General features: G+C 68.3%; 17 protein-coding genes, 1 other RNA gene and 1 pseudogene. 10 read left to right on the plus strand and 9 right to left on the minus strand.

The window, feature by feature from the left end; all coding sequences use genetic code 11:
* Nucleotides 1-5 precede the first annotated feature (5 nt).
* Entirely contained in the window at nucleotides 6-596 is a 591-nt protein-coding gene (locus tag FHU31_RS21755) for a CGNR zinc finger domain-containing protein (protein WP_167162357.1), read from the minus strand.
* Between the two features lie 93 nt (nucleotides 597-689).
* Between FHU31_RS21755 and FHU31_RS21760 the strand changes: the two genes are divergently transcribed.
* Nucleotides 690-1,259, plus strand: a complete 570-nt coding sequence (locus FHU31_RS21760) for a TIGR03086 family metal-binding protein (protein ID WP_167162359.1) — start codon at nucleotides 690-692, stop codon at nucleotides 1,257-1,259.
* 13 nt (nucleotides 1,260-1,272) lie between these two features.
* Here FHU31_RS21760 and FHU31_RS31620 read toward each other — a convergent pair whose 3' ends face one another.
* Together FHU31_RS31620 and FHU31_RS21770 are read right to left on the minus strand one after the other, a co-directional pair.
* Entirely contained in the window at nucleotides 1,273-2,403 is a 1,131-nt protein-coding gene (locus tag FHU31_RS31620) for a redoxin domain-containing protein (protein ID WP_234901547.1), read from the minus strand.
* 92 nt (nucleotides 2,404-2,495) lie between these two features.
* Nucleotides 2,496-3,047: a redoxin domain-containing protein gene (locus FHU31_RS21770; RefSeq protein ID WP_167162361.1), complete on the minus strand. Its 552-nt coding sequence runs from the start codon at nucleotides 3,045-3,047 to the stop codon at nucleotides 2,496-2,498.
* Nucleotides 3,048-3,242: 195 nt separating this feature from the next.
* Between FHU31_RS21770 and FHU31_RS21775 the strand changes: the two genes are divergently transcribed.
* Nucleotides 3,243-3,875, plus strand: a complete 633-nt coding sequence (locus FHU31_RS21775) for a TetR/AcrR family transcriptional regulator (RefSeq protein ID WP_263987751.1) — start codon at nucleotides 3,243-3,245, stop codon at nucleotides 3,873-3,875.
* Between the two features lies 1 nt (nucleotide 3,876).
* On the opposite strand, the gene FHU31_RS21780 is transcribed toward FHU31_RS21775, so the two are convergent.
* Nucleotides 3,877-4,443, minus strand: a complete 567-nt coding sequence (locus tag FHU31_RS21780) for a helix-turn-helix domain-containing protein (RefSeq protein ID WP_167162362.1) — start codon at nucleotides 4,441-4,443, stop codon at nucleotides 3,877-3,879.
* A gap of 46 nt (nucleotides 4,444-4,489) precedes the next feature.
* Between FHU31_RS21780 and FHU31_RS32285 the strand changes: the two are divergent.
* The 5 genes and pseudogenes from FHU31_RS32285 to rnpB all read left to right on the plus strand — a co-directional run.
* Nucleotides 4,490-5,296 (plus strand): annotated as a pseudogene (locus FHU31_RS32285) (NAD(P)/FAD-dependent oxidoreductase); the annotation flags it as partial.
* A gap of 93 nt (nucleotides 5,297-5,389) precedes the next feature.
* On the plus strand, nucleotides 5,390-6,040 hold the full coding sequence (locus tag FHU31_RS32290; RefSeq protein WP_457920352.1) for a methyltransferase domain-containing protein: 651 nt from the start codon (nucleotides 5,390-5,392) through the stop codon (nucleotides 6,038-6,040).
* 12 nt (nucleotides 6,041-6,052) lie between these two features.
* On the plus strand, nucleotides 6,053-6,748 hold the full coding sequence (locus tag FHU31_RS21790) for a trimeric intracellular cation channel family protein (RefSeq protein ID WP_263987750.1): 696 nt from the start codon (nucleotides 6,053-6,055) through the stop codon (nucleotides 6,746-6,748).
* A gap of 21 nt (nucleotides 6,749-6,769) precedes the next feature.
* On the plus strand, nucleotides 6,770-8,140 hold the full coding sequence (locus FHU31_RS21795; RefSeq protein ID WP_167162367.1) for an HNH endonuclease signature motif containing protein: 1,371 nt from the start codon (nucleotides 6,770-6,772) through the stop codon (nucleotides 8,138-8,140).
* 97 nt (nucleotides 8,141-8,237) lie between these two features.
* Nucleotides 8,238-8,619, plus strand: an RNA gene (gene rnpB / locus FHU31_RS21800) — RNase P RNA component class A.
* A gap of 17 nt (nucleotides 8,620-8,636) precedes the next feature.
* Here rnpB and FHU31_RS21805 read toward each other — a convergent pair.
* The 4 genes from FHU31_RS21805 to FHU31_RS21820 form a co-directional block, all read right to left on the minus strand.
* Nucleotides 8,637-10,076 (minus strand): CYTH and CHAD domain-containing protein, encoded by a 1,440-nt coding sequence (locus tag FHU31_RS21805; protein ID WP_167162369.1) that lies wholly within the window; start codon nucleotides 10,074-10,076, stop codon nucleotides 8,637-8,639.
* Nucleotides 10,077-10,137: 61 nt separating this feature from the next.
* Nucleotides 10,138-12,111: a 5-oxoprolinase/urea amidolyase family protein gene (locus tag FHU31_RS21810; RefSeq protein ID WP_208411279.1), complete on the minus strand. Its 1,974-nt coding sequence runs from the start codon at nucleotides 12,109-12,111 to the stop codon at nucleotides 10,138-10,140.
* 23 nt (nucleotides 12,112-12,134) lie between these two features.
* Complete coding sequence (locus tag FHU31_RS21815) at nucleotides 12,135-12,737, minus strand: urea amidolyase associated protein UAAP2 (protein WP_167162373.1); 603 nt, start codon at nucleotides 12,735-12,737, stop codon at nucleotides 12,135-12,137.
* A gap of 22 nt (nucleotides 12,738-12,759) precedes the next feature.
* The gene (locus tag FHU31_RS21820; protein ID WP_167162375.1) at nucleotides 12,760-13,503 is read right to left on the minus strand and encodes a DUF1989 domain-containing protein; all 744 of its coding nucleotides are present in this window, start codon (nucleotides 13,501-13,503) and stop codon (nucleotides 12,760-12,762) included.
* A 153-nt stretch (nucleotides 13,504-13,656) separates the two neighbouring features.
* Here FHU31_RS21820 and FHU31_RS21825 point away from each other — a divergent pair, with 153 nt between their 5' ends.
* The gene (locus FHU31_RS21825; RefSeq protein WP_167162377.1) at nucleotides 13,657-14,325 is read left to right on the plus strand and encodes a TetR/AcrR family transcriptional regulator; all 669 of its coding nucleotides are present in this window, start codon (nucleotides 13,657-13,659) and stop codon (nucleotides 14,323-14,325) included.
* Between the two features lie 13 nt (nucleotides 14,326-14,338).
* Nucleotides 14,339-15,118 carry an enoyl-CoA hydratase/isomerase family protein gene (locus tag FHU31_RS21830; protein ID WP_167162379.1) on the plus strand — a complete coding sequence of 260 codons (780 nt, stop codon included), beginning with the start codon at nucleotides 14,339-14,341 and terminating at the stop codon, nucleotides 15,116-15,118.
* A 1-nt stretch (nucleotide 15,119) separates the two neighbouring features.
* Here FHU31_RS21830 and panB read toward each other — a convergent pair whose 3' ends face one another.
* Nucleotides 15,120-15,950, minus strand: a complete 831-nt coding sequence (gene panB, locus FHU31_RS21835; RefSeq protein ID WP_167162381.1) for a 3-methyl-2-oxobutanoate hydroxymethyltransferase — start codon at nucleotides 15,948-15,950, stop codon at nucleotides 15,120-15,122.
* A gap of 159 nt (nucleotides 15,951-16,109) precedes the next feature.
* Here panB and FHU31_RS21840 point away from each other — a divergent pair, with 159 nt between their 5' ends.
* Nucleotides 16,110-17,522, plus strand: a complete 1,413-nt coding sequence (locus FHU31_RS21840) for a WS/DGAT/MGAT family O-acyltransferase (protein WP_167162383.1) — start codon at nucleotides 16,110-16,112, stop codon at nucleotides 17,520-17,522.
* Nucleotides 17,523-17,559 lie beyond the last annotated feature (37 nt).

A 17,559-nucleotide genomic window follows, 5' to 3' on the forward strand; every position in this document is an offset into this window, starting at 1 on the left:
GCCGCTCAGTGGTGGTGGCGGCGGTAGTGCCGGGCTGCCCGAGCCCGATTGGCACAGATGTTCTGGGTGCAGTATCTCCTGCGGGCATCCTGCGCCAGAAAAAGCATGCTGCACGTCGGGTTCGCGCACCGCCGCAAGCGGTGTGGCGTGGGTCCGGCGAGAATCTCGATCAGACTCTCGGCGACCGCCGCCAACGCCAGTTGGTGGGGTTCGTCGGGTGTGACGAGCGTGGTCTCGGACGCCCATCCGCTGTCGGTCCGCACAAGCTTGCGCGTCGACGCCACGCCGCCTGCGGCCACGTTCACCCGGTCGATACTGGTCTGCCTGGGTGCGGTGCCGCCGACGTGAGCGTCGAGAATGTCCCGAACCGCTTGGCGCAGTTCGGTGGTCGCCGAAAGCGACGGTATTCCGGTGCCCTCGGGGAGTCGATCACGTTGAAGGTCCCACCAGCGGCGGCAGGTCGCCTCATCGGCAAGCAGATCCGTGGTGGGGTCGGTCGCGGTGATGAGCGTGTCGGCGAGGTCCACCGCGAGGGGCTCATCGGCCACGGGGAACCCAAGTGCCTGCGCGCTGTCCAGCCTCGACGGTTCCCTCACCTTGCTAACGATATCTCAGCATTGACACCGTTAGGGCGATGCGTTAGAAACTAACGGTAATCAAATCTGATTACCGTTATAAAGGAGATGTAGATGGGCTCGATCGAATTGCTGGAACAGGCCGACCGGCGTCTGGTGACGTTGGTTTCGGGGCTCGGCCCCGCCGACTGGGATGGGCCCAGCCCCTGCGCCGACTGGAATGTGCGGTCATTGGTCAGCCATACGGTCGCCTCGATCGACGCCTTCTCCGCGGCGGTGGATGGCCAAGGTGGTCCGACGGAGGAGGAGCTCTTCAGTGGGATCGACATCCTGGGCCCCGACCCGCTGGATGTGGTGGAGCGGGCCGTCGAGCGCTCGCACCGGGCGTGGGCTTCGATCGTGGACTGGGAGCAGCCGGTCGGCACCGTTCTGGGGTCGATGGCCGCCGAACAGGCCATCGGGATCATCACCTACTCGACTCTGATCCACAGTTGGGATCTGGCCGGCGCCGTCGGCGCGACGGTCGAGTTCACCGCACCCGAGGCCACGTTGGCAGAAGCCGTTGGATCGCAGCTGGTCCCGGCCCTGCGGCCGAACGGCCTCTTCGGTGCCGAGGTGGAGGTTGGGGCCAGCGCGACGCCGACCGAGAGGCTCGTCGCGCTGGCCGGGCGGAACCCGCTCTGAATTCAGCGCTGGATCAGGTGGACAGGGCCGACGGGTCCTGCGCCATGATCGCCTCCACGTCGGATCGAAGGGCGTCGAGCGCCCGTCGCGCCTGATCGTCGTAGTCGCGGGCGGAGTCGTCGAGCACGCACACCGTGCCGACGACCTCGCCGGCGGCGTTCCGTACCGGTAAGCCCAGGTAGTTGGTCAGGCCGAACTCGACTTCATCCTCGTTGCCGGCGAATACCTGATCGTCGCGGGAGTCGCTGATGAACACCGCCTCGCCACTGTCGACGACATGTTCGCAGTACAGCGGGACCGCCTCCGGGGTGAGCGCGGCTTTCTGCCCGGCGGCTCCGACGGGGTAGTGCGCTGCTCCCTGTCCGGCCGTTGCGGCCACCACCATCGAGCCGGGGTCGGAACGCATGACAAGGCAGGACTTGACCCCGAGGGTCTCGGCCAGATCGGCCATGCGAGACGTCACAGACGACAGTGCCGGGGTCGCGTTCGCGGGGGGTGTGGTAGCCAGGGTGCGGTCGAGGGCATCCAGGACCTCGCGAGGGTCGGTTCGCTTGGCGTAGTTGGGGTGAACATCGATCCAGCGCAGCAAGCGGTCCTCGTCGACGAGTGCGACGGTCGGCATCGGCAATCCGAGGCCACCGTCGGCATTGGTCTCGCGGAGGTCGAGTCCTAAGGACAGTTGGGCCGCATGGGCTTCGGCGCTGGGCTGGGTGAGAATCCCGAATGCGGCGGCAAGTTGATTGCCCGGGTCCGATACGACCGTGAAGCTCAGCTCGTTGATGTCGCGGCTGGACATCGAACCATCCGGTGTCTGTGGACTGACGGCGATGAGGCGCACGCCCCGGGCCCGCAGTGCCGGCACCAGATCCTTTTCGTACGTCCGCAGTGCCATATTGCAGTAGGGGCACCACGCCCCGCGGTAGAAGACGATGACGGCGGGGGTGCCGGCCAACAAGGCGTCGGATGTCACCTGCCTGCCGTCGACATCCAATAGCGAGACCGTGGGGACTCGAAAACCCGGCGCTGCCACCGATGTCGGTGTGCCCGAGGCCTCCAAGGCGAGCTGTTCTGTCACGAAGACCTGGAGAAGTGCGGCGGTCTCGTCGGATGCCGTCTCTGCCTCTGGTTGTTCCGCTGGGGTCATGGTGTGCCTTTCTGGCTCGGTGGTGCTGACGTGTTGTCGATCAATGTTGTACTGCTGAGTACATTCTGGATAATTGCATGTTCAGGCGGCGATCACGGGGCTGGGCGGCCGCCTGCGACCGCTTCTGCGGCGGCGACGACATCGGCGATGTTCGGAATGTCGGCGGCGGTCACGCTGCGGTGTGCATAGGCCACCCGTCCGGTGCTGTCCAGGACGAACGTTCCTCGTCCTTGCAGGAACCTCGAACTCATGCCCATGCGGCTGCCTGACTGCAGGGCGCGTAACACCTTCATCGGGGAGAACGCCAGGTACCGAGCGGGTGAGAACCGTCCGACGTCGGCGGCAATCTCCAGCGCACGATGCTGGTCGCTGACGCAGCGGAATGGAATCCCACGCTCACTGCATGAGTCGTCAACTTCCGCGACGCTTTCCCGGTAGACAAGGACGACGGTCGCGTTGATCGCCGCCAATCTGTCACTCACCGCGACGAGGTCGCGGGCCGCCTGTTGGCAGAATGGGCACCACATTCGATGGAATCCGACGATGACCGGTCCTTTGCTCAACAGCTGTGAGATGGAGACCGGACCGTGTGATGTCTCGACTTCGACCCCGACCGGGAACTTTGCACCGACGGCAACTGACATGGCACTCGTTTCGATGATGCAGGGAGTGCGGCTCCCTGAGGCTGACTGTACTGTCCGGTTCATTTGTACGTGACCTGATCGGTGCGCGTCCGGCGATTCGGCGGCCGTGCCCGCAGTGTCACTGTTTCGTCATCGCTCTGCCGGTACGCGTCGACTCCTCACCTCGCGCCGGCGACGGCGCGATATCTTCATTCGGTGTCGAGCACGAGCGAGCCGGGGCGGTCAGCGCTGCCGGCCACCGAGCGAGGACGTCGCAGCCGCGCGGCGATCGTCGACGCGGCCGCGACGGCAATGTACGAGAAGGGCGTCGCCGCAACGAGCCTTGACGATGTGCTGGCATCCGCCGGCTGCGGTAAGTCCCAGCTGTACCACTACTTCACCGACAAGGCGGATCTGGTTCGCGCGGTGATCGGCCGGCAGTTGGAACTGATACTGGATGCGCAGCCGGAGATTCACCGAGTGGACTCGTGGGCCGGATTGCAGCGGTGGGTCGATCAGATCGTCGAGACGCACCGGGCTCCGGGCGGTCCGTTCGCCTGCCCGCTGGGATCGATGGCTGCCGAGCTCAAGGGTGATGACGCCTACGCCGACAGCCTCGCCGGCGCGTTCGATCGCTGGGAATCGTTGTTGGCAGCAGGGCTGCGCAGGATGTCCGACCGAGGGCAGTTGCGCCCCGATGCCGATGTCGAGAGCCTGAGCCGGTCAATTCTGGCGACATTGCAGGGCGCGGTGATGCTGGCGCGCGTCCACGGCGACACGCGCATCCTCGGTGAGGCGATGAAGAACGCACTGGCCGCGATACGGGTCCGCGAGGCACGGCCTACCTGAACTAGCTATGCAGGTGCATCCGCTCGCCGTGCACATCGAAGATCATGATCGCCTCGACGGGGCCGTCGACGGTGCCGAACCAGTGCGGCGTCCACGTCGAAAACTCCACGGCCTCACCGGGTTCGATGGTGAAATCCCGTTCGCCGAGGATCAGCCGGAGCTTGCCGGACAACACGTACATCCAGTCCTGGCCCTCGTGCACGGGGAACTCGGCGGGCGGCTTGTTGCGTCTGGCGCTGACCCGCACCTTGTACGTGTGCCGACCGCCGGTGGGGCCGTTGCGGGTCAACGGCCAGTAGGTGACGCCGTGGCGGGTATGTGAGCTGCCGCGGACGCGGGGGTCCTCGGACTCGGGTTCGCGCAGCAGCTCGTCGGTGCTGACCGCCAGCGCCGAGGCCAGCCGGGGCAGGTGATCGAGCGCCAGCCGGCGCTTGCCGGACTCCAGCCGGCTGAGTGTCGACACATCGATGGCGGCGCGAGTGGCGACGTCCTGCAGGGTCAGCCCCTGCTGGGTGCGCAGATCCCGCAGCCGTTTGCGGACGGTGTCGTCCACAGACTTTGCCTGCATGGCAAATCAGCTTGGCATCGATGCGGGGTGTCGGCAAGCTCGAAGCATGGACACCACATGGGATTGCATCATCGTCGGCGGCGGAGCCGCGGGACTGAGCGCCGGGCTGGTCCTGGGCCGCGCCCGTCGTCGCACCCTGCTGCTGGACGCCGGCGCACAGAGCAACCGCGCGGCACACGGGATCGGTGGGCTGCTCGGACACGATGGCCGCCCGCCCGCGCAGCTCTATGAGATCGGACGCACCGAACTCGGCGCGTACCCCAGCGTCGAGGTGCGGTCGGCGACGGTGGTGACCGCGGTCCGCGACGGCGCGGACTTCGTGCTGACCACCGCCGACGGCAGCCGCATTCGGGCGCGTCGGGTACTGCTGGCCGCCGGCATGCACTACGAGATGCCGGAGATCCCCGGCATGGCGGAACTGTGGGGCCGGTCGGTGTTCCACTGCCCGTTCTGTCACGGCTGGGAGGCGCGCGATCAACCGCTGGCCGTGCTCGCGCAGGGGGACCGCGCCGTGCACGTCGCGCTGCTGCTGCGCGGGTGGACCGAGGACATCGTCGTGCTGTCCGACGGGCCCGCCGGACTCGATACCGGTCAGCTCGACCTGCTGGCAGGTGCCGGGATCAAGGTGGACGAGCGACCGATCGCGCAATTGCATTCCGAAGAAGGTGAATTGGCCGCCGTGGTGTTCGCCGACGGTGGCCGGTTGCCGCGCCGGGGACTGCTCGCCTCGGTCGGCCTGCGCCAACGCGGCGATCTGGTGGCGCAGCTCGGGCTCGCCCTGGCGCCGCCCTCGCCGGTGGCCGTCGACGCGGTCGCCGTCGATCCGATGCAACGGACCTCGGTGCCCGGTGTGTTCGCGGCCGGCGACCTGTGTCCCGGCATGCCTCAGGTGTCCGCGGCGGTGGCGTCCGGATCGATGGCGGGGGCCGCGGTGATGCAGAGCCTGATGACCGACGATGTCGGTCTGCCCGGTACGCCGTGGCCGGTGTTCCCCTCGACCGCGCAGCGGCACTGGGACCGGCATTACGGGGAACGCGAACGGGTCTGGAGCGGTCGGGTGAACAAGCACCTGGCCGATATCGCCGGCGCGCTGCCACCGGGGCGCGCCCTGGATCTGGGCTGCGGTGAGGGCGGTGACGCGATCTGGTTGGCCCGCAACGGCTGGCAGGTGGTGGCCACCGACATCTCCGGTGTGGCGCTGGACCGGGCCGCCAAGGACGCCGGTGAACTGTTGGAGCGCATCGACTTTCAGCGTCATGATCTGACCGAGACCTTTCCGGCCGGTGAGTTCGACCTGGTGTCGGCACAGTTCCTGCATTCGACGGTGCCGCTGGACCGCACTGCGGTGCTGCGCCGGGCGGCCGCTGCCGTCGCTCCGGGCGGGCGGTTGGTGATCGTCGATCACGGGGCCGCACCGCCGTGGTCCAAGCACAAGGACTATCCGTTCCCCAGTGTCGAGGAGGTGCTGGCCGCGCTCGACCTCGGCCACGGCTGGGATCGGCTGCGGGCCGAACCCGTCGAGCGGGAGGCGACGGGTCCAGACGGGGAGCACGGTCACCTGGTCGACAACGTGATGGTGTTGCGGCGCCGGTCGTAGATACCCTCAGGCGTGTTCGTCGAACTGTTTCGTGCCCTCGACCTGGCGGGTGTCTTCACCAACGCGATCCTCGGCGGCATGGTGGCCCGCGACAAGCGTTTGGACCCCGTGGGTTTCGCGGCGCTCGCGTTGCTGTCCGGGCTCGGCGGCGGCATCATCCGCGACACACTGCTGCAGCACGGGCCGCCGGTGGCGCTCACCGATTCGCTCTACGCGCTGACGGCCATCGCGGGGGCGGCGGTCGCCTTCGTCCTGCCGGTGCGCGGGCGGCTGTGGAACGTCTCGTTCCCGCTGATCGACGCGCTGGCGCTGGGCTGCTGGGCGACGGTCGGCGCGCAGAAGACGTTGTCGCTGGGCCTGGGTTGGCTGCCGGCCCTGCTGCTCGGCACCATCACCGCGGTCGGCGGAGGTGCGCTGCGGGACCTGTTCGTCCAGCGGATCCCGCAGATCTTCGGTGGCAACACCTTGTACGCCAGCTGTGCCGTGGTGGCGAGCGCGGTGGTCATCGGCTTCTGGTACGCCGGGCTGTCGACCGCCGGAGCGCTGGTGGGCACCGCGGTGGGTGCCTTGATGTGCCTGCTGGCGCGGTGGCGTGGCTGGCAGCTCGGCCAGGGATTGGCCTGGGACTACGCGGTGGCACGGCGCCCCGGACAGCGGTTGCCCAGGGTGTCGGTGCGGATCGCGCGTGAGCGCGGGGACTTGTCATAGGGTCGCAGTACCATCGAACACATGTTCGACTCGCATCTCGTCACCGCGCACGGGGAGTTGCGGGCTGAGCGGGCTGCGACGGCGCGGCGGTTGATCGCACTGGGTCGCTACACCGGCGTTCGGATGGCTGAGCTGGGCAACACCCACCAGGACTGGGTGGTCGACGACTGGGAATTGGTGGCCGTCGAGGTGGCCACCGAGCTCGGGATCGGGCGGCAACGGGCCTCCACGGAGATGGCGCACGGCCGGACATTGATCGAACGGCTGCCGCGGCTGGCTGAGGTCTTCCTGGCCGGTGATCTCGAGTACGGGCATTTCACCGCGATCGCGGCGCGCACCGCGTTGATCGTCGATCCCGATCTGCTCGGGATCGTCGATGAGCGGGTGGCCGCCCAGGCGCCGGGCTGGGCGGCGCGTTCACGGGACAGGGTCGCCGAGTTGGTCGACTGGCTGGTGCTGGAGGTCGACCCTGAGGCGATCCGGGTGGCCAAACAGCGCCGCGCCGAGCGCCGTATCGACGTGACGCCCGCCGGCAACGGGCTGGCCGACGTTATCGGCACTGCCGACGCGGCCGATGCCGCCGTGTTCGACAAGAGGCTTGATGAGCTGGCGCGCACCGTCTGCCCGAACGACCCCCGTTCGCATGCCGAACGTCGCGCCGACGCGCTGCGTGCTCTCAGCGAAGGCGCGACCCGGCTGGCATGCATGTGCGGCTCGGCCGAATGCCCGGCCGGTACCGCTGAGGCGCCCGCGGGCAGCATCGTCATCCATGTGCTGGCCGAGCAGGCCACCGTCGAGGGTGACAGTGAGACGCCGGGGCTGCTGCCGGGCTACGGGGCGATCCCGGCCGAACAGGTGCGCCAGATGGCGGCGCGGGCCCGGTGCACGCCGGTGCCGCGGCCACCGGCGTTGCCCACCGAACCTGGTTACCGGCCCTCGGCGCGGTTGGCCGATTTCGTGCGGGCCCGGGATCTGACGTGCCGGTGGTACGGCTGCAATGCGCCGGCGGAGGTGTCCGATATCGATCACACCGTCCCGTGGCCGGCCGGTGTCACCCATCCGTCGAACACCAAGCTGTATTGCCGGACCCATCATCTGGTCAAGACGTTCTACACCGGGTGGTCCGACATACAGGGGCCCGACGGTTCCCTCACACTCATCTCACCGGCCGGTCGGGTGTACCAGAGCACACCCGATGGGGCGCTGTTCTTCCCGCAGCTGGCCGCCCGCACCGGCTTGCTCACCCGCGCCCAAGCGCCCCCACCCACCCCGACCCGCGGGTTGGCGATGCCCACCCGCGCACGACCCCGGGCGCATGAGCGGGCCTACCGCATCGCCCGCGAACGGGCGCTCAATCGCGCCCGCGCCGAGGCGAATCCGCCACCCTTCTAGGGTCGCGCGAACGCGCTCATATCGGCCAGACCCTTAGCCCGCAGTAAATAGCGGGCTGGAGGTACCTGCGCCATGTTGCTAAGGTAACCCGCGCGGACGAGTTGGCCGGGCGACCGCGGAGAAATTCGAGGAAAGTCCGGACTTCGCAGAGCAGGGTGATTGCTAACGGCAATCCGAGGAAACTCGCGGGAAAGTGCCACAGAAAACAGACCGCCGGAGACGGTAAGGGTGAAACGGTGCGGTAAGAGCGCACCAGCGCCCCGGGTGACCGGGGCGGCTAGGCAAACCCCACCCGAAGCAAGGCCAAGAAGGCCGCAACCTGGTTGCGGCTGCGCGAGCGTTCGAGGGCTGCTCGCCCGAGCTTGCGGGTAGGCCGCTTGAGGCACCCGGCGACGGTGTGTCCAGATGGATGGTCGCCGCTTGGCACCTCGGCAACGAGGAGCCGAGCACAGAATCCGGCTTACAGGCCAACTCGTCCGCCCCTATCGGCGCCCCGTCACCGTCCCACTGCCTTGCGCAGCGACTTCAGGGCGGCGCCGATCTCGTCCTCGGCGTGCAGCGCGATCTCGGCCTCGATCTGATACAGCAGCCCGTAGGTGAAGGTGTCCTCGCCCGCGGCGTGTGCGGCATCGGTCTGCGTGAGCAGGTGATGGCGGCTGACCACGCTGTCCTGATGATCGCCGAGCAGCGTCTGAATGGTCTTGGCGCCGGTGGCGACGGCGGTCTCCCCGTGTGCGGCCGCGGTGTAGCGAAGTTGCTTGGCGCGCTTGCGGATCCGGTGCAGCGCCTCGTCGGTGCCCTCGACCTTCGCGGCCTTGGCAGCTTTGGCGACCTTGCGGTAGGCGCCCTCGACGGTCACCTGCGCGGGCTCGCCTTCCGCGGTGGTGCTGGGGGAGGCCACCACGGCTTCGAGTGCGTCGAGCAGACGGAAATAGCGCTCCGAGCGCATCGCCGCGAGCGAGCGCCGCCAGCCGGCCTTGTACTTCTGCCTGGCCCCGTCGACCAGACGTTCCCGCACCGGTCCGCGCACCAGGTTCGCCGGCAGCGCATCCAGGGCACGCTCGTACTTCTCAGCCAGCACCTCGGCATCGCGGGCCACGCCCAGCACCGCCGCCAGCTCCTTGAGTTCGTCGAGGATCCACGCGTTGTCGGTGCCCGCCTCCTCGGCCAGCAGGCTGCGGATCTTGCGGGTGGTCACCCTCATCTGGTGCACCGAATCCCACACGTCGGCGCGCACCGCGCGGTCCCACTCCAGCAGGGCTTCGACGTTCTCGGCCACGGCGCGGTGCACCGGGTCCAGCGGGGCCGGCGCCTTCTCCGGCGCTCCCACGTCGAGCACCCGGGCCAGTTTCGAGCCGTGTCCGGCCGGGGCGGCGCCGGCGTCGAGCAGTCGGTTGGCCAAGCGCTCCAGCACCTCGGTCGCAGCGTCGCCGACCAGTTCCAGCTCCCACTCCCGCCACGCCTGCGGCTCGCTGTCCGGGCGCAGCGCCGTGGCCGTCACGCTGTCGTCGCAGAACTCCGCGACCGGCGTCCCGTCGACGCCGAACAGCAGCGACACCGAGCGCTGCGTGGAGATGCGGGCCACCGCCGCCAGCGGCCGGTCCCGCACGATCGCCGCCACCACATCGCGGATCTCCTCGGGTACGGAGTCCTCCAGCGGGGCCCGCACCTCGGTGCGGGTGTCCTGGCCGGCTGGCAGCTTGACATGCCAGCCGGCATCGGTGCCGCCGGTGCGGCGGCGCAGCGTGATCTTGTGCGCGGCGAGGTCGTAGTCCGCGGTGTCGTAGTAGACCGCTTCCAGTGTCTGGGTCGGTGAATGCTGCACCCGTGTCACGGCGGCCAGCCCTTCGAATGAGGGTGACACGGTGGTCTCGAGCACGTCGAACTTGCGCTCCACCTCGGTGTAGCGGGACGTCTTGGGCTTGGCAGCAGGCATTTTCACCTTCGGTCTGGCTGGAAGTCGTGAACAGGGTGCCACATCGAGGTGAACAAACGTCTCAGCCCGCCCGGCGGAACTCTCCGGCGGCGTCCCAGGCCCGGCGTTCGGCGCCGAACGCCGTTGCCTGCTGGGCGCGGAACTCGGCGATCGAGTCGGCGTGCGCGGCCAGGAAGTCGCGGTAGCCGCCCAGGTCGAACTGCCCGTCGGCGATCTGCACCTGCCCGCGACCGGCCGCCATATCGGCGCGCAGGTCCAGCAACTCGTCCGCACTCACCGGGTAGAAGCTGATCCGGTCGAAGTAGCGGAGCAGCCACGGGGTGCCCGGCTCGAAGGATGCCGAGTCGGCCGGATGCCGGTGGTTCCACACCTGGGTGGTACGCCCGACGAACTGGTAGCCACCCGGACCCTCCATACCGTAGATGCACATGTACGCCCCGCCGATCCCGACGGCGTTCTCCGGGGTCCAGGTCCGCGCCGGGTTGTACTTCGTGGTCACCAACCGGTGGCGGGGATCCAGGGGAGTGGCCACCGGCGCGCCCAGATACACGTCGCCCAGGCCGAGCACCAGATAGTCGGCGTCGAACACGGTGTCGTAGACCTGCTGCACATCGGCCAGGCCGTTCACCCGCCGGATGAACTCGATATTCCACGGGCACCACGGCGCGTCGGCGCGCACGCCGTGCATGTAGCGCTCGATGGCCTCGCGGGTGGCCGGGTCGTCCCAGGACAGCGGCAGCCGCACGGTCCGGCTGGGCACGACGAGTTCGGTTGCCGCGGGCAGGCTTTCGTCGGCCCGGGCGATCAGATCCAGCACCTCGGCCATCGGCAGCGCGGCCGGGTCGAACTGCACCTGCAGTGAGCGCACACCCGGCGTGAGCTCGGTGATCCCGGCGATCTGCCGGGAGAGCAGGTGCTCGTAGAGCACGTGCACCCGGGCCCGCAGGGCGAGGTCGAGCACCATATCGCCGTATTCGACCAGGACCCCGCCGTCGCCGGCGCGGCGCATGGTGACCTTGGTGCCGTCGGCGGCGGTGAACCGGCTCAGCAGGCCGTCATCACCGTCACCGCCGGTGGACAGCACAGCCGGCAGCGACGCCCGCCGGTCCGAGTCGATGGTGCGCAGCGACGGCGCCCGGTCGGCCCGCACCGGCACGAAGCGCACGGTGTCACCGGGCGCCAGCTGACCCAGCTTCCACCGGTCGCCGCCGACCACGGTGACCGGGCAGACGAATCCGCCCAGGCTCGGACCGTCGGGCCCGAGCAGGATCGGTGTGTCACCGGTGAAGTCGAGTGCGCCGACGCAGTAGGCGTTGTCGTGGATGTTGGACGGATGCAGACCCGCCTCACCGCCGTCCATGCGCGCCCAGTGCGGTTTGGGGCCCTCCAGCCGGACGCCGGTGCGGTCGGAGTTGAAATGCACCGTGTAGTCGGTGCCCACCACGGTGTCGATGTCCTCGCGGGTGAAGAACTCCGGTGCGCCGTGCGGGCCCTCGGTGACCGCGATCTCCCAGCGCTGCCCGATGCTGGGCTGCTCCTCGATGGCGGCTCTGGCATCGCGGTCGGGCCAGTCCTGGTGCGGGCCGGGATCGACTCCGGTGGCCAGGGTGTCGCCCTCGCGCAGTGGCCGGCCGTCATGCCCGCCGAACGTCCCCAAGGTGAATGTGGCTGTGCTGCCCAGATACTCGGGCTCGACCAGACCCCCGGCAATCAGCACATAACAACGCATCCCGGGGCCGGAGAGCATGCCGACATCGAGCAGTCCGCCGGCGGGCACCGTGACCGACTGCCATTGCGGCACGGGCGCGCCGTCGAGCGTGACCGGCACCGGTGCGCCCGTCACGCAGACGCGGCCACCCGCGGGGAAACGCAGGGCCGGTCCGCCGCGCGTGCACTCCAGGCCCGGCAGCCCCTCGTCGTTGCCGAGCACCCGGTTGCCGATCCGGAAGGACAGATCGTCCATCGGGCCCGACGGCGGAACGCCGATGTGCCAGTAGCCGACTCGCCCCGGCCAATCCTGCACCGTGGTCAGCATGCCCGGCCGCAGCACCTCGATCGTCACGAGATCACCATCTGCACAGGCGTCGGGTTGAACCCGTTGCACGGGTTGTTGATCTGCGGGCAGTTGGACACCAGGACCAAGGTGTCGATCTCGGCACGCAGGGTCAGCGTCTTGCCGGGTGCCGACAGCCCGTCGACGATGCCGAGGGTGCCGTCGTCGTCCACCGGGACATTCATGTAGAAGTTCACGTTGGAGACGATGTCGCGCTTGCCCATTCCCCATCTGGTGGCCTCGGCCAGGAAGTTCTCCGCGCACGCGTGCTGGTGCACGGTGTGATGGCCGTAGCGCAGGGTGTTGGATTCCTTCGAGCACGCGCCGGCGATGGTGTCGTGGTTGCCGACCTCGTCGTCGACGAGGGTCATCAGCGCGGTGCCGTCGGAGGCGCGTAACACCGAACCGGTGGACAGGAAGATATTGCGTTGCGCGGCAACGGTGGTCTGCGCGTTGTAGCGCAGTGCCGGGTCGGGCCGGCCGGCGGTCACCCCGTAGAACAGCGTGTCCACGGCCTGGTTGCCGAACAGGTCGATGATCTGCAACGTCTTGCCGGCGGGCACGATGGCCGACCACGGTGCGCAGGCGGCAACGTCGAAAGTGGTCATGGTGATACGGTCCTCGTCTCGGTTAGAAGGCACTGTTCTGTGCAGCGGCCCAGGCGCTTTCGGTGTTGAACAGGGCGCGCAGATATTCGGGGTCGTCGTTGACCGGGCGGGTCAGTTCGTCGTCGGCCCGCCACGCCAGCACATCGAGGTCGGTGGTCGCGGGTTCGGGGTCCAGCGGGTGCGCGGTGTTGACCAGCACCACCACGACGGGCAGATGGATCAGCAGGTCGACGGATCCACCGGGCCCGGCGCTGCCGGTGAAGACGAGTCCGCCGTCGGCTTGCACCCGAGCACCTTTGAAGAACGACACCGAGGGCGCCACATCGCGGATGTCCAGGCCGTGCTTGTGCACGCCGAGCAGCATCTGGGCCTGCCCGGCCGGGGGCAGCCCGCACAGGGTGTCGTGGTGGCCCGAGGTATCGGCGACGACGGTGGCCAGCACCCGGCCCTGATCGGAGAGCAGGGGATGGCCGGCCCCGAGGTAGGCCTGCCACGGCACCTTCACCGTGTCGGCGACGTTGAGCCGCTCCCACGGGGCGTCGGCGCGGAACAGCAACAGGTGCGCGCACGCGCCGCCGACCGGATCGGCCAGTCGCAGCCGGGTGCCCCGGCCCAACACCTTGGTGGCATAGGACCCGGCCGGGACGGCTTCAGCCCAGCGCAGTTCGGTCACGCCCGCGGGTGTCGGCGGCACTCGCAGCTGCGCCGCCGCGGCCTGGGCGCGGGCGTGTGACCGTGCCCCTTCGGTCGAGTTCGTGTCTGCCATGTTCGGCCTCCTTAACTGTCACTTGAAAGTTTTGATGGCGGGCATTCCGTGCTGGTGACGGGTCTGTTACGTCCGCATGTACAAGCTTCGGAGTTATTTCTATCAAATGACAGGAAATATGGCACCTCGAGCGGCGGATGCCACAATGGCCCCATGAGCAGCGAGGGTCGTGGACGTCCGAGGCTCGAGAAACCGCGTCGCCCGGGACGCACCCCGCGCGACGAGATTCTCGATGCCGCCGCGGAACTGTTCACCGAACACGGCTACGCCAACACCTCGACGCGGCGGATCGCCGATGCCGTCGGGATGCGCCAGGCCTCGCTGTATCACCACTTCGCCACCAAGGACGACATCCTCGATGCGCTGCTGGCCGGCACGGTGGAGGCGCCGCTGCAACTGGCCACCGAACTGGTCGCCGAGGGCGGCCCGGCGGTGAACCAGCTCTACACGCTGATGGTGTCCGACGTCGCGCAGCTGTGCCGCGGCACCTGGAACCTGGGCGCCCTGTATCTGCTGCCCGAGCTCCGCGTGGACCGGTTCGCGCAGTTCCGCCGCCGGCGCGCCGAACTGCGCGAGCGCTACCGGGCGCTGGCCGCGGCCGTGATCGCCGAATACGGCGGTCCGGCCGATGCCGACGACCTCCCGTTCCGGCTCGTCGAATCGGCCATCAACCGCCGGTCCGATGACGGGGCCTGCCCGCCCGAACAACCGTGGATCAGCGCCGACGGTGCGCTGCGCACGCTCGGCTACGACGGTGATTTCGGTGCGCTACGGGCCGCCGCCGAAACCCGCCTCGCGTTACACGCCGCCGTGGCGACGTAATACGGTGTGCGACATGACCGAATTCGAAACGCTGAAGTTCGCTCAGTCGGGGCCCGTCACCAGCATCGTGCTGAACCGGCCGGACGCGGCCAACGGCATGAACGACGCGATGACCCGCGAGCTGGCGGTCGCGGCCTCGCTGTGCGACACCGAGGCGACGAAGGTGGTCACCCTCACCGGGGCGGGACGGTTCTTCTGCGCGGGCGGGGACCTCAAGTCGATGGCCGCCGCGCCCGATCCCGGAGTGTTCGTCAAGGGCATCGCCGACGACCTGCACCGGGCGATGTCCACCTTCGCGCGGATGGATGCCGTGCTCATCACCGCCGTGAACGGGGTGGCCGCCGGTGCCGGATTCTCCCTCGGCGTCTCGGGCGATCTGGTGCTGGCCGCCGAATCGGCATCGTTCACGATGGCCTACACCAAGGCGGGCCTGAGCCCCGACGGTGGCGCGTCGTATGTGCTGCCGCGTCTGGTCGGACTGCGCCGCGCCCAGGACCTGATGATCACCAACCGGGTGCTCAAGGCGTCCGAGGCACTGGCGTGGGGACTGGTCACCGAGGTGGTGCCCGACGCCGAGCTGCCCCAGTGGCTGGAGGCGCTGGCCGCCAAGGTGGCCGCCGGTGCGCGCGGATCCAACTCTGCGGTCAAGAAGCTGCTGTTGAGCACGTACTCGGCCGGCTACGAAGCCCAGCTGGAGCATGAGGCCCGCCATATCGCCGGCAATGCCTCCTCTGCCGACGGGAAAGAAGGCATCGCGGCGTTCCTGGGCAAGCGGGCGCCCGAGTTTTCCTGACTCAGTACGAGTGTTCCTCGGCCGGGAATACTCCGCTGGCCACCTCATCGGCGTATTGCGTTGCCGCGCTGCGCAATACGTCGCCGACCTGAGCGAACTTCTTGACGAACTTGGCGGTCTTGCCCGACGTCATCCCGGCCATGTCCTGCCAGACCAGCACCTGCGCGTCGCAGTTCGGACCGGCGCCGATGCCGATCGTCGGGATGGTGAGCTTGCCGGTGATCTGGGTGGCCAGCTCGGCGGGCACCATCTCCAGCACCACGGCGACCGCGCCGGCCTCGGCCACCGCGATCGCGTCGTGGATGGTCTGATCGCCCGCGTCGCCGCGGCCCTGAACGCGGTAGCCGCCCAGGCTGTTCACGCTCTGCGGGGTGAAGCCGATATGCGCGACCACCGGGATACCGGCCGCGGTCAGCGTGGCGATCTGCTCGGCCACCCGCTCGCCACCTTCGAGCTTGACGGCGTGGGCGCCGGTCTCCTTCATGAAACGGGTCGCGGTGGCCAGTGCCTGGGCCGGGCTGGACTCATAGCTGCCGAACGGCAGGTCGGCGACCACCAGCGCGTGTGCCGCACCGCGGACGACGGCGCTGACCAGCGGGATCAGTTCGTCGACGGTCACCCGCACCGTGGTGTCGTAGCCGTAGACGACATTGGCGGCGGAGTCGCCGACCAACAGCACCGGGATACCGGCGTCGTCGAAGATTCGGGCGGTGGAGAAGTCGTAAGCGGTGAGCATGGCCCACTTGTGGCCTTCGGACTTCCACTTATGCAGATGGTGGGTGCGGACCTTCACGGGCGTGCTGGTGCCACCATAAACGGACTGCTCAGACATCATTGTCCTTCGATGTGTGTTGTCGGGTAGATCCTCGAGGCCGTGAGCGGTCCCCGGGTCTTCTGACAGCGACAAGTCTGCCACTCGGGCACGTGAAGTTGAACGCCGGGTTAAGTGGATTTCCTCACACCGTCGCGGCGCGGACCTACCATCGGCGTCATGCAAAGGCGCGCACTTCAACGACTGAGCGGTCTCGACGCCAGTTTCCTCTACCTCGAAACCGCGGCGCAGCCTTTGCACGTCTGCTCGATCCTGGAACTGGACACCGCCACGATGCCCGGCGGCTACACCTTCGGCCGGCTGCGCGACGAGCTGGCGATGCGGATCAAGGCGATGCCGGAGTTCCGGGAGAAGCTCGCCGACAGCCGGTTCAACCCCGATCATCCGGTGTGGGTGGAGGACAACGATTTCGACGTGCAGCGCCATCTGCACCGGATCGGACTGCCGGCACCCGGTGGGCGCGCCGAACTCGCCGAGATCTGCGGGCATATCGCGTCGCTGCCGCTGGACCGCAGCAGGCCGCTGTGGGAGATGTGGGTCATCGAGAACATCGCGGGCACCGACGCGCACGCCGGCGGAAAACTGGCCCTGCTCACCAAGGTGCACCACGCCGCCGTCGACGGCGTCACCGGCGCCAATCTGATGTCGACGCTGTGCAGCACCGAACCCGACGCCCCGCCGCCGGACCCCGTGCAAGGGGCCGGAAGCGCATCCGAACTGGAGATCGCCGTCAACGGCGCCCTCACGTTCGCCACCCGGCCGCTGAAGCTGGTGAACATGCTGCCCTCCACGCTGTCCACGGTCATCGACACCGCGCGCCGGGCCACCAAGGGGCTCACCATGGCCGCGCCGTTCGCCGCGCCCAAAACCACCTTCAACGCCAATGTCACCGGGCATCGCAACATCTCGTTCGCCGAGCTCGACCTGGGCGATATCAAGAAGGTGCGAGCCCATTTCGGGGTCAAGGTCAACGATGTGGTGATGGCACTGGTGTCCGGGGTGCTGCGCCGCTACCTGCTCGACCGCGACGAACTACCGGAATCCTCGCTGGTGGCCATGATCCCGGTGTCGGTGCACGACAAATCCGACCGGCCCGGCCGCAATCAGGTGTCGGGGATGTTCTCCTCGCTGCACACCAACGTGGAAGACCCCGTGGACCGGCTGAAAGCCATCTCGGCGGCCAATTCAACTGCCAAGCAGCATAGTTCCGCGATCGGCGCGACACTGCTGCAGGACTGGTCGCAGTTCGCCGCGCCCGCCGTGTTCGGTATCGCGATGCGTGTCTACGCCCGCAGCAACCTGTCGGCGGCGGCACCCGTGCACAACCTGGTGGTCTCCAACGTGCCCGGCCCGCAGGTTCCGCTCTATCTGCTCGGTTGCGAGGTCAAGGCGATGTATCCGCTCGGTCCGATCTTCCATGGGTCGGGGCTGAACATCACGGTCATGTCGCTCAACGGCAAGCTCGACATCGGCATCATCTCCTGTCCCGAGCTGCTGCCCGATCTGTGGGACATGGCCGACGACTTCGCCCTCGCCCTCGATGAGTTGCTCGACGCGACCAACCGCGTCTAGGTAGCGCTCACCAGCGCCGATATCGGCGCATGGCAGC

The organism is Mycolicibacterium fluoranthenivorans, from assembly GCF_011758805.1.
Lineage (GTDB): Bacteria > Actinomycetota > Actinomycetes > Mycobacteriales > Mycobacteriaceae > Mycobacterium > Mycobacterium fluoranthenivorans.